Source organism: Streptomyces sp. NPDC013157 (assembly GCF_042899865.1).
GTDB lineage: Bacteria > Actinomycetota > Actinomycetes > Streptomycetales > Streptomycetaceae > Streptomyces.
This window is the reverse complement of the sequence record NZ_JBIBAK010000025.1, coordinates 1-11141: the sequence shown is the minus strand read 5'-3', so window position 1 is coordinate 11141 and position 11141 is coordinate 1. Positions and strand designations below refer to the sequence as shown.

9 protein-coding genes are annotated in these 11141 nt (G+C 70.1%); 6 read left to right on the top strand and 3 right to left on the bottom strand.

What is annotated here, in order from left to right:
* Positions 1-2 precede the first annotated feature (2 nt).
* Positions 3-518, top strand: coding sequence for a GbsR/MarR family transcriptional regulator (locus ACFY6U_RS47135; protein WP_390048597.1), 516 nt, complete (start codon positions 3-5; stop codon positions 516-518).
* Positions 519-529: 11 nt separating this feature from the next.
* Here the strand turns inward: ACFY6U_RS47135 and ACFY6U_RS47130 are convergent, their stop codons facing one another.
* Both ACFY6U_RS47130 and ACFY6U_RS47125 read right to left on the bottom strand, forming a co-directional pair.
* On the bottom strand, positions 530-2092 hold the full coding sequence (locus ACFY6U_RS47130; protein ID WP_390048595.1) for an LPXTG cell wall anchor domain-containing protein: 1563 nt from the start codon (positions 2090-2092) through the stop codon (positions 530-532).
* A 135-nt stretch (positions 2093-2227) separates the two neighbouring features.
* A complete protein-coding gene (locus ACFY6U_RS47125) occupies positions 2228-3739 on the bottom strand; it encodes an APC family permease (protein ID WP_390048593.1) in 1512 nt (503 codons plus the stop codon).
* Positions 3740-3899: 160 nt separating this feature from the next.
* On the opposite strand from ACFY6U_RS47125, the gene ACFY6U_RS47120 reads away from it, so the two are divergent.
* From ACFY6U_RS47120 to ACFY6U_RS47110, 3 genes are read left to right on the top strand one after another with little or no spacing between them, the layout of a single operon-like run.
* A complete protein-coding gene (locus tag ACFY6U_RS47120; RefSeq protein WP_390048591.1) occupies positions 3900-5282 on the top strand; it encodes an ethanolamine ammonia-lyase subunit EutB in 1383 nt (460 codons plus the stop codon).
* A complete protein-coding gene (gene eutC / locus ACFY6U_RS47115; protein ID WP_390048589.1) occupies positions 5279-6043 on the top strand; it encodes an ethanolamine ammonia-lyase subunit EutC in 765 nt (254 codons plus the stop codon). Before ACFY6U_RS47120 ends, eutC begins: the two co-directional genes overlap by 4 nt.
* Before the next feature lie 35 nt (positions 6044-6078).
* Positions 6079-6690 (top strand): Uma2 family endonuclease, encoded by a 612-nt coding sequence (locus tag ACFY6U_RS47110; protein WP_390048587.1) that lies wholly within the window; start codon positions 6079-6081, stop codon positions 6688-6690.
* On the opposite strand, the gene ACFY6U_RS47105 is transcribed toward ACFY6U_RS47110, so the two are convergent.
* Positions 6668-7513 (bottom strand): diacylglycerol kinase family protein, encoded by an 846-nt coding sequence (locus ACFY6U_RS47105; protein ID WP_390048585.1) that lies wholly within the window; start codon positions 7511-7513, stop codon positions 6668-6670. The genes ACFY6U_RS47110 and ACFY6U_RS47105 overlap by 23 nt on opposite strands.
* 197 nt (positions 7514-7710) lie before the next feature.
* Here ACFY6U_RS47105 and ACFY6U_RS47100 point away from each other — a divergent pair, with 197 nt between their 5' ends.
* Together ACFY6U_RS47100 and ACFY6U_RS47095 are read left to right on the top strand one after the other, a co-directional pair.
* Positions 7711-8994 (top strand): adenylosuccinate synthase, encoded by a 1284-nt coding sequence (locus ACFY6U_RS47100; RefSeq protein WP_390048583.1) that lies wholly within the window; start codon positions 7711-7713, stop codon positions 8992-8994.
* A 162-nt stretch (positions 8995-9156) separates the two neighbouring features.
* Positions 9157-10989, top strand: a complete 1833-nt coding sequence (locus tag ACFY6U_RS47095) for a bifunctional metallophosphatase/5'-nucleotidase (RefSeq protein ID WP_390048581.1) — start codon at positions 9157-9159, stop codon at positions 10987-10989.
* Positions 10990-11141: the final 152 nt, after the last annotated feature.

Below are 11141 nucleotides of genomic sequence, written 5' to 3'. Positions count from 1 at the left end.
GCATGACTACGGATGCGATGGGGCGCGATCAGGAGGCCGTCTCGAAGTTCGTCGAGAGCTTCGCGGCGCAGCTCGTCGAGGCCGGGATGCAGCGCATGCCGGCCCGGATCTTCGCGGCCCTGTTGTCGTCCGACTCGGGTGCCCTGACCTCGGCCGAACTGGGGGAGCAGTTGCAGGTCAGCCCGGCGGCGGTGTCCGGCGGGGTGCGCTATCTGGCCCAGCAGCACATGGTCGCGCGCGAGCGGGAGCCGGGCTCCCGGCGGGAGCGGTACCGGGTGCACAGCAACCAGTGGTACGAGGCCCTCACCAGCCGGGATGCCGTGATCAAGCGGTGGGAGGGGGCGTTGCGGGAGGGCGTGAGCAGCCTCGGCCCCGACACCCCGGCGGGGCGCCGGATGGCCGAGACGCTCGCGTTCTTCGAGTTCGTCGACGACGAGATCGGCAAGATGATGGAGCGCTGGCGCGTCCACCGCGATCAGCTCTTCGGCGAGGGGCGACCCCTCGCCGAAGACCGCTGAACCTGCTTGACTCAGGCCCGGTTCCGGCGCCTGACCAGCAGGACCAGCCCGCCGCCGAGCACCAGGGCGGCCGCGCCGCCGGCGGCGGCCACGGGTACGGCGCCGCTGCTGCCGGTGGAGGCGAGGGAACCGCTGTCGCCGGTGGTGGAGACCGTCTGCGTGCCGGGGGTGTTGCCGCCGGTACCGGCCGTCGTCGACGGCGACGCGGACGCGCTCGGCGTCGCGGTGGCGCCGCCCTCGACCTCGACCCTGACGGCCGCGGTGTCGTTGCCGTGCGTGTGGTCGAACGTCATGGTGTTGCCGAAGGCCGTGGTCGCCAGGGCCTCACCGGTGGTGGTCGCGGCGTTCGCGCGGATCCGCAGACCGAAGTCGAAGGAGCGGGAGTCCCCGACGGTGAACGTGTTCGGACTCGACTGGCAGATGTACTGCGCTGCGCCCGGCGTCTGCTCGCCGGTACCGGACTTCGCCTCGTCGTTCCACACGCTGCAGTGGGCGGGGATCTCCTCCGCCTTGGTGCCGGTGGGGACGGTCACCAGAAGCGCCGGCTGGTCGTCGCTCGCGTTGTAACCGACCCAGCCCGGACCCTCGTTGCTCAGGGAGACGGTCACGTGCACCAGGTCGCCCGGTGCGCCCTTGGCGGTGGCGCCGCCCGCGACCATGTCGGCGGTGTTGTCGGCGTCGATGTGCTGCCGGTCGATCGCCGTGCCGTCGGTGGCGGCGTCCCCGGCGGCGACGAGGGAGAGCACGGGACCGTCCCCCGGCTTCGGCGCGCTACCGGACAGGGGCAGGGCCTCGTGGCTGAAGAACTCGAACAGGGCCTGGTCCGTCACGTCCAGCCCGACCGGCTGGTCCACCCGGTAGCTCTTGCCGGGCTCGACGACCGTGTCGAACGTGCACAGCGCCTGCTCCGTCAGGACGTAGGTGTCGCTCTCCTTGGAGTACACGCAGTTGGAGTAGTGCTTCGCGTACGAGAGCCCGATGGTGGTGCGCATCTCCAGCTGGACCCCGTCGGCGGCCAGGGTGCCGACGTTGCTGATCGTGACCGGGGTGTCGATCGTGGATCCGGGCTTGTCGCCCTTGCGGGCCGCCAGTTCGTTGACCTTCAGGTCGGTGGTGCCCACGGTCACCTTCGCGGTGGTGGAGACCACGGTGCCGTTCGAGGACGTGCCGCTGAGGGTCACCGTGCCGGTGGTGCCGAGCGGGGTGCCGGGCTTGGCGCTCAGGCCGATGAGCGAGCCGGCCGCCTCGCCCTCGGGGACGTCACGGGTGGGCCAGGTGTAGACGTGGTCGGCGGGCACGGGCGCGTCCGTGGTGACCCAGTCGATGACGTTGCTCAGGTCCGCGCTGATGGTGACGTCCTTGGCGGTGCCGGGGCCGTCGTTGCGCAGCCCCCAGTTCACCATCGTCGGGTCGCCCGGCGTCGGCGGCATCGGCAGGCCCAGGTGGTCGTCCTGGAGCCAGATGTGTACGACCGGGCCGTCGGCGGCCTGGGCAGACGTCACGGGCAGCCATGCGGCGACCGCGGCCGCGAAGACTGCCAGCGCGGCTCCGAATCGGTGCCGGCGGTGGGTCATGGTGGCTCCTCCCGGCGGGGCGCCCCTCGCCCCTGCCACACCACTGAGACACCCGGCGAATGCCGATGGTTGTCCGGGAGTTCACCTTTCGGTCCGGCAGCCCACCGGCCCGCACCGGTCACCGGCCCCCCACGCCTACCGCTCCCTCGTCTCCTCCAGCACCGTCCGCCCCAGCAGCGCGTACCGCTCCGGTGCCCGGTGCTTGAGGTACTGCGCGTAGCCGATGCCCGTCGCCGCCACCAGTGCCACCAGCCACGGCGTCGCCTTCAGCAGCAGTGAGCCGGACTCGGTGCCGGCCGCGACGCCCATGTTGGACACCAGCAGGACGACCACGGCGAGCATCGCGACGCCGCCGATGAGCGGGGCGGCGAAGGTCTTGAACCAGTGCCGGCTCTCGGGGTGGTTCTTGCGGAAGTAGACCAGCACCGCGAACGAGCAGACCGCCTGCACGACCAGGATCGCCATGGTGCCGAGGATGGCGAGGAGGACGTAGAGGGCGTTGTACGGGTCCTTGCCCGCGATCCAGAACGCGGCGATCAGGACGGCGGAGATCACCGTCTGGACCAGGCCCGCGATGTGCGGGGAGCCGTGCCTGTGGTGGGTGCGGCCGATGGTGTTCTGGAGCTTCGGCAGGACGCCCTCCCGGCCCAGCGCGTACATGTAGCGGGCGGCGCAGTTGTGGAAGGCCATGCCGCAGGCCAGCGAGCCGGTGATCATCAGCCACTGCATGAGGACGACCGCCCAGTGGCCGACGTAGTGCTCGGTCGGGTTGAAGAAGAGGGCGAGCGGGTTCGCGGAGGAGGCGGCCTTCACGGCCTCCGTCTCGCCGTTGCCGGTGATGGCCATCCAGGAGACGAAGACGTAGAAGACGCCGACGCCGAGGACCGAGATCATCGTCGCCTTGGGGATGATCTTCTTCGGGTCGCGGGACTCCTCGCCGTACATCGCCGTCGACTCGAAGCCGACCCAGGACCAGAAGGCGAAGAAGAGGCCGAGGCCGGCGCTGGTCCCCTTGAAGGCGTTGACCGGGTTGACCGGGGCGAAGGTGAAGCCGTGCGGGCCGCCGCCGTGCAGGGCGACCGAGATCGCCATCGCCGCGAGCACGGTCACCTCGGTGCCGAGGAGGACCACGAGGAGCTTCTCGGCGACGCTGACGCCGAACCAGGTGCCGGTCGCGTTGATGGCGAGCATCAGGATCGCGAACGCCCACCACGGAACGTCGAGGCCGGTCTGGTCCTTGAGCGTCGTGTTGGCGAAGACCGAGAAGATGCCGATCAGCGCCGGTTCGAAGACGACGTACGCGAAGGTGGCGAGCAGCCCCGAGGCCAGGCCCGCGGTGCGGCCGAGACCGTAGGAGATGAAGCCGTAGAAGGCACCCGTCGAGGTGATGTGCTTCGCCATCGACGTGAAGCCGACGGAAAAGATTGCCAGGACGACCATTGCGACGAGATAGCTCGCCGGCGCGCCTATGCCGTTGCCGGACGAGACCATGAAGGGCACGTTGCCGGTCATCGCGGTGATCGGTGCGGCGGTCGCGACGGCCATGAAGACCACCCCGAGCAGACCGATCGCGTTGGGCTTGAGCCGGTGAACCGTGCCCTCGCCGCCTGTCTCCGTCGCCGGGGCGACTCCCTCGTCCACTGCCATCGGGGTGGCCCCTCTCCTGCTGTTCGCTGGCTGTACTGGACCGGAACTCTGTAGGCCGAATGAGTCCGTCGAGGGTCTCGGTGCGTTAAATGTTTGTCAACCAGACCTTTAGAAATCTGATGCAATCTGTCGGCAACACCCGGCTCGTACGGTCGCCGCCATGAGCACGTACACGGCCACCCTCGGTGGCGAACGCCACAGCTTCGGCTCCCTGGCCCGCCTGCTGGCCGCCGCGAGCCCCGAACGCTCCGGCGACCGGCTGGCCGGCCTCGCCGCCGCGAGCGCGCGGGAACGGGTCGCGGCCCGCTGGGCGCTGGCGGAGGTGCCGCTCGCGACCTTCCTGACCGAGCCGGTGATCCCGTACGAGGACGACGACGTGACCCGGCTGATCCTGGACACCCACGATGCGGCGGCCTTCGCACCCGTCGCCGGGCTGACCGTAGGCGAGTTCCGCGAGTGGCTGCTGGCGGCGGACACCGGGGCGCTGGCCGCGGTGTCGCCGGGGATCACCCCGGAGATGGCCGCTGCCGTGTCCAAGCTGATGGGGAACGCGGACCTGGTGGCCGTCGCCCGCAAGGTACGGGTGGTCACCGCGTTCCGCTCGACGATCGGTCTGCCGGGCCGACTGGCCACCCGACTCCAGCCCAACCACCCCACCGACGACCCGGCGGGTGTGGCGGCCGCCCTCCTCGACGGCCTCCTCCTCGGCTCCGGCGACGCGGTCATCGGCATCAACCCGGCGACCGACAGCCCCAGGGCGGTCCGCGACCTGCTCGACCTCCTGGACGGCGTGATCACCCGCTACGCCATCCCCACCCAGTCCTGCGTCCTGTGCCACGTCACGACGAGCGTGGACCTGATGGAGCGCGGGGCCCCGGTCGACCTGGTCTTCCAGTCCATCGCCGGCACCCAGGCCGCGAACGCCTCCTTCGGTGTGACGCTGGGCCTGCTCGACGAGGCGTACGAGGCGGCACGGGCGCTCGGCCGGGGGACGGTCGGCGACAACGTCATGTACTTCGAGACCGGGCAGGGCAGCGCCCTGTCCGCGGACGCGCACCACGGGGTGGACCAGCAGACGGTGGAGGCACGGGCGTACGCGGTCGCCCGCCGCTACCGCCCGCTCCTGGTGAACACCGTCGTCGGCTTCATCGGCCCCGAGTACCTCTACGACGGCCGGCAGATCCTCCGGGCCGCCCTGGAGGACCACTTCTGCGGCAAGCTCCTCGGCCTGCCCATGGGCCTGGACATCTGCTACACGAACCACGCCGACGCCGATGACGACGACATCGCCACCATGCTGACCATGCTCGCCGTCGCTGGCGCGTCCTTCGTGATCTGCACGCCTGGCGGCGACGACATCATGCTCAACTACCAGTCGGCCTCCTACCACGACGCGTTGTACCTGCGCGAGGTGCTGGGCCTGCGCCCGGCACCGGAGTTCGAGGCGTGGCTGGAGTCGGTCGGCCTGCTGGCCGAGGACGGCGGCGTACGGGAGGTCGGCGGCCACCCGCTGGCGGCGATCGGAAGGGAACTGGCCGCATGACCGAGGTGACGACGACCACCGGACTCGACGAACTCTGGCCGCTGCTGCGCCGCCGCACCCAGGCCCGGATCGGCCTCGGCCGCTCCGGCCCCGCCCTCCCCACCCGGCACCGCCTGGGCCTCCAGGCGGCGCACGCGGCGGCCCGGGACGCGGTCCACTCGCCGTTCGAGCCGGACGTGGTCGCGGCGGGGCTGGCGGGCCTGCCGACGGTCCGGGTCCGCAGCGCGGCCGGTGACCGGCTGACGTATCTGCAGCGCCCCGACCTGGGCCGCCGCCTCGACCCCGTGGACCGCGCCCACCTCCCGGCCGGCAGCTGGGACGTCGTCTTCGTCGTCGCCGACGGGCTGTCCAGCCGGGCCGTGCACGACCACGCGGCGGCGGTGGTCCGGGCGACGGCTGCCCGCCTCCCGGACTGGCGCCTCGCCCCGGTGGTCCTCGCCGAACAGGCCCGGGTGGCCCTCGGCGACGACATCGCCCACACGATGGGTACGGCCCTGGTGGTGGTCCTGATCGGCGAACGGCCCGGCATGTCGGCGGCGGACTCGCTGGGCGCGTACCTGACGTACCGGCCGACACCGGGGGTGACGACGGACGCCGACCGCAACTGCCTGAGCAACATCCGGCCGCCGCTGGGCCTCGCGTACGAGACGGCGGCAGGGAAGCTGGCGGGGCTGATGGGGAGGGCGCGGGAGCTGGGGCGGACGGGGGTCGGGCTGAAGGACGAAAGCGATCACGGAGAGGTGCTCGACCGGATACTCTGAGTTGCGTCTGGTTCGCATCGAGGGGAGGGCGCATCATGACATTGATGACTGAGCGACCGGTGATAAGCGGCGGCGAGCCCGGCAGTTTCGAGGAACTGCTGGACATCCTTGATGAGCTGGACCTGCGTGACGGCTTCAAGGCCGAGATCTACCGGGGGAAAATCGTCGTGTCGCCGTGGTCCAAGGGGTACTACGCCCGAGTGATGACGCTGGTGTGCAGGCAGTTGGAACCGCATCTTCCGGAGGGGCACGTCATCGATCGGGGGCCGTTCCTCTACGTCTTTCCCGGCGACGAGAGTGCGTACGGGCCAGACATCCATGCAGCTCCCGAGCGGGTCTTTGAGACGGAGAGTAATCGTTTGGACGGCGAGGCCCTGGTCTTCGTCGCCGAGCTGACATCGACTTCAACCCGGGATGACGACCTGACCGACAAGGTCGAGGTTTATGGCAGGGCCGGTGTCCCCGTATACCTGCTCCTCGACATGCAGAAGGGGCAGTCAACGGTGTTCTGGACACCTTCGGTCAACGGGTACGAGTCACACTGCACCCGGCCGTTCGGCGAGGAGCTCCATATCCCGAAGCCTTTCGACTGCACCCTCGATACCAGCGGCTTCCAGCCCCCCGTCAAGAAGAACCCGGCACCGTAAGCCCCCACCCCCCCTCCACCACCCGCCACGTCCGCCGCCGTACCGGCCCCGCCAGGCCGCCGTCCGCGCGGTAGCGGAAGTCCGCGCCCGCCACCGTCACCGTCCGCCCCGCGGCCCGTACCGGGGTCGCCTCCGCGCCCACCGACAGCGGGCGTACCTCCACCTCGGCGAGGCCGTCGTGGCCGCCCGGGGTCACCGAGATGCCCTCGACCGGCTGGTCCAGGTCGACGACCGTCTCGCCGTCGACCTCCACCCGCAGCCGTGCCGGCGGGCCGGGCACGGCCAGGGCCGGGGCCGGGCGCGCGGACAGGGAGCGCACGAGGTTCTGGTACGGCCGCAGCCACCCCCGGGCCGGCACCGGCTCCGGGGCCCTGGCCGCCGCCACCGCCAGCGGCGGGATCCGCAGCGCGCCCAGCACCACCCCGTCGCTGTCGTCGACGAGGAGGTCCATGCGGCGTTCCACCCCGTCCAGGACCGCCCGCGCCGCCGCCACCGCACCGGCGGGCACCCCCAGCGCGTGCGCGACGCCCAGCGTGCCCCCGACCGGGACCATGGCCAGCACGCAGTCGGCCAGCTCCCGCCTCCGGTGCAGAAAGGTCACCGCACGGACCAGGGCGCCGTCGTCCCCGACGACCACCGGCCGCCGCGAGCCCCTGCGGGACAGCACACGGGCGAATTCCTCGGGCCCCTCCGGCATGCACACCTTCGCGGCCGCACCCGCGCTGAGCACGTCTTTCGCGATCCGGACGGATTCACCGTCCGTTTCCCTCGCCGCCGGATCGATGATCACCAGCAGCTGATCGGACCTCGCGAAAGTCGCCACCTCGGTCCTGCCTCGCTTCCTCGGGTAGCATCACTGTGCAAGAGCCCCTTGCGCTATTGCGCCAGGGGCTTCGTCTATTCCGGGGCATCCGGTCCGACGGTTGTGCGGCCAACGACGGTCGCGGTGGTACGCGGCGACGAACCTTACGCGTACGCCCCTGACCTTGGACATGCCCCGCCCGGAAGGGGTGTACGCGCGTGCCCGCACTTGTGCTGCTCGGTGCTCAGTGGGGTGACGAAGGCAAGGGAAAGGCGACGGACCTGCTAGGCGGCTCCGTCGACTATGTGGTGCGTTACCAGGGCGGCAACAACGCCGGTCACACGGTCGTCGTCGGCGACCAGAAGTACGCGCTCCACCTCCTCCCTTCCGGAATCCTCTCGCCCACGTGTGTCCCGGTCATCGGCAACGGCGTCGTCGTCGACCCCTCGGTCCTGCTCTCCGAGCTGAGCGGTCTGAACGAGCGTGGCGTCGACACGTCCAAGCTCCTCATCAGCGGTAACGCGCACATCATCACGCCGTACAACGTGACCGTCGACAAGGTGACGGAGCGCTTCCTCGGGAAGCGGAAGATCGGTACGACGGGGCGCGGCATCGGGCCGACCTACGCCGACAAGATCAACCGGGTCGGCATCCGGGTCCAGGACCTCTACGACGAGTCGATCCTGACCCAGAAGGTCGAGGCGGCCCTCGACGTCAAGAACCAGATGCTCACCAAGCTCTACAACCGGCGGGCCATCGCCGTCGAGCAGGTCGTGGAGGAGCTGCTGGGCTACGCGGAGAAGCTCGCTCCGTTCGTCGCCGACACGGTCCTGGTCCTCAACCAGGCCCTGGAGGACGACAAGGTCGTCCTCTTCGAGGGCGGGCAGGGCACGCTCCTCGACATCGACCACGGCACGTATCCGTTCGTGACGTCCTCGAACCCGACCGCGGGCGGTGCCTGCACCGGCTCCGGCGTCGGCCCGACGAAGATCAGCCGGGTCATCGGCATCCTCAAGGCGTACACGACCCGCGTCGGCGCCGGCCCGTTCCCGACCGAGCTCTTCGACGCGGACGGCGAGGCGCTGCGCCGGATCGGCGGCGAGCGCGGTGTGACGACCGGCCGGGACCGCCGCTGCGGCTGGTTCGACGCGGTCATCGCCCGCTACGCGACCCGCGTGAACGGCCTGACGGACTTCTTCCTCACCAAGCTCGACGTGCTGACGGGCTGGGAGCAGATCCCGGTCTGCGTCGCGTACGAGATCGACGGCAAGCGCGTCGAGGAACTCCCGTACTCCCAGACCGACTTCCACCACGCGAAGCCGGTCTACGAGACGCTGCCGGGCTGGTCCGAGGACATCACCAAGGCCAAGTCCTTCGCGGACCTGCCGAAGAACGCGCAGAACTACGTGAAGGCGCTGGAGGAGATGTCCGGCGCCCCGATCTCCGCGATCGGCGTGGGCCCGGGCCGGGACGAGACGATCGAGATCAACTCGTTCCTGTAGGGCTGTGGTTGGGCGACGCACTTGGGCCGGTCTTGGTAATCCTTGACCGGCCCTTGGGGTTTCCGTGGTTACGCCGGTAACGGGCGACGGTCAGCATCTACGCGGGTAGCCCGCCGCCTCCCGCATGCCCCACCCGTCCTCTCCGCCTTTCAGGAGCCCTGAATGCCCGTCAATCCCATGAACCGCCGTGAGTTCGTGCAGAAGTCGGCCGTCACCGGCGCTGCCGTGGCCGTCGCGGGAACGGTCGGTACCGGCAGCGCCGAGGCCGCCGAGGCCGGCCACGGCCACGCCAAGCCGCCGAAGGCGCCCAAGACCTGGAGCTTCTCCATCCTGGGCACCACCGACCTGCACAGCCACGTCTTCAACTGGGACTACTACACCAACGCGGCGCCCGTGGACTCCAAGGGCAACACCTACGGCATCGCCCGCATCGCGACCCTGGTGAAGAACATCCGCAAGGAGAAGGGCGCGGACCGGGTCCTCCTCGTCGACGCCGGCGACATCATCCAGGGCACGTCCCTCGCCTCCTACTTCGCGAGCGTCGACCCCATCACCGGCAAGAACGGCAAGCGCGGCCCCAAGCACCCCATGGCGATCGCCATGAACGAGATGCGCTACGACGCGGCGGCCCTCGGCAACCACGAGTTCAACTACGGCATCGAGACGGTCCGCACCTTCGAGAAGCAGTGCGACTTCCCGCTGCTCGGTGCCAACGCCCTGGACGCCAAGACGCTGCAGCCCGCCTTCCGGCCCTACACCGTCAAGCACATCAAGGTCCCGCACGGCCCGGACATCAAGGTCGGCATCCTCGGCCTCACCAACCCGGGCATCGCCCTGTGGGACAAGGACAACGTCTCCGGGAAGATGGCCTTCACCGGCCTGGTCGAGCAGGCGAAGAAGTACGTACCGCGGCTGCGCGCCCTCGGCTGCGACGTCGTCTTCCTCACCGACCACTCCGGCCTGGACGGCTCGACCTCGTGGGGCGACGAACTCCCCTACGTGGAGAACGCGTCGAACCTGGTCGCCGAGCAGGTCCCCGGCATCGACGCGATCCTCGTCGGCCACACCCACGTCGACGTCCCGTCGTACACGGTGAAGAACGCGGAGACGGGCGAGGACGTCCTGCTGTCCGAGCCGTACTGCTACGGCTACCGCCTCTCCCGCTTCGACTTCGAGCTGGAGCACGTGCGCGGCTCCTGGAAGATCACCAAGAAGACCGCCACCACCCTGAACAGCAACACGGTGGCCGAGGACCCGCGGATCACCGAACTCCTCACCGCGGACCACCAATTGGTCGTCAAGTACGTCAACACCGCGATCGGCACCTGCACCGCGGCGATGACGACGGCGGAGGCCTGCTGGAAGGACGTCCCCGCCATCGACTTCATCCAGCAGGTCCAGATGGACGCGGTGAAGGCGGGTCTGTCGGCGGCGGACGCCGCGCTCCCGCTGATCTCGGTGGCCGCGTGCTTCAGCCGTACGGCCACCATCCCGGCCGGTGACGTGACGATCCGTGACGTGGCGGGCCTGTACGTCTACGAGAACACCCTGTACGGCAAGAAGCTCACCGGCGCCCAGCTCAAGGACTACCTGGAGTACGCGGCGAAGTACTACCACCAGGTCCCGGCGGGCACGGCGGTGGACACCGCCACCCTCACCAACGCCAACAGCTTCTGGGACTACATGTACGACATGGCGGCCGGTGTCGACTACGAGATCGACATCGCGGCGGCCGAGGGCTCGCGCGTCAAGAACCTGACCTACAACGGCACCGCGGTCGCCGACGACCAGGTCTTCGTCGTCGCCGTCAACAACTACCGCGCCAACGGCGGTTCGGGCTACCCGCACATCGCCGCCGCGGAGACCGCCTACAGCTCCACCAACCAGGTCCGCGACCTGCTGATCGCCTACGCCACGGCCAAGGGCACCATCGACCCGTCGGCCTTCGCGGCCACCAACTGGAAGCTGACGCAGGGCGGCACGCCGGTCTTCTAGTCCCGCACAGCCGCACAAGTGGTGGGCCCCCCCCCCCGGGGGGGGCCCCCCAATTTTCCCGCGGGAGCCCGCCCCCGCCGGCGGGCGGACGGCCCCCCGCCACAGAGCTGCGGGGGGGGGCGGGCCCCCGCGGCGGCCGCCCGCGGGCCGCG

What these genes read in the sequence shown, in the direction of transcription:
- ACFY6U_RS47135 (WP_390048597.1), top strand. Translation starts at nt 3, where the DNA reads ATGACTACGGATGCGATGGGGCGCGATCAGGAGGCCGTCTCGAAGTTC.
- ACFY6U_RS47130 (WP_390048595.1), bottom strand. Translation starts at nt 2,092, where the DNA reads ATGACCCACCGCCGGCACCGATTCGGAGCCGCGCTGGCAGTCTTCGCG.
- ACFY6U_RS47125 (WP_390048593.1), bottom strand. Translation starts at nt 3,739, where the DNA reads ATGGCAGTGGACGAGGGAGTCGCCCCGGCGACGGAGACAGGCGGCGAG.
- ACFY6U_RS47120 (WP_390048591.1), top strand. Translation starts at nt 3,900, where the DNA reads ATGAGCACGTACACGGCCACCCTCGGTGGCGAACGCCACAGCTTCGGC.
- eutC (WP_390048589.1), top strand. Translation starts at nt 5,279, where the DNA reads ATGACCGAGGTGACGACGACCACCGGACTCGACGAACTCTGGCCGCTG.
- ACFY6U_RS47110 (WP_390048587.1), top strand. Translation starts at nt 6,079, where the DNA reads ATGACATTGATGACTGAGCGACCGGTGATAAGCGGCGGCGAGCCCGGC.
- ACFY6U_RS47095 (WP_390048581.1), top strand. Translation starts at nt 9,157, where the DNA reads ATGCCCGTCAATCCCATGAACCGCCGTGAGTTCGTGCAGAAGTCGGCC.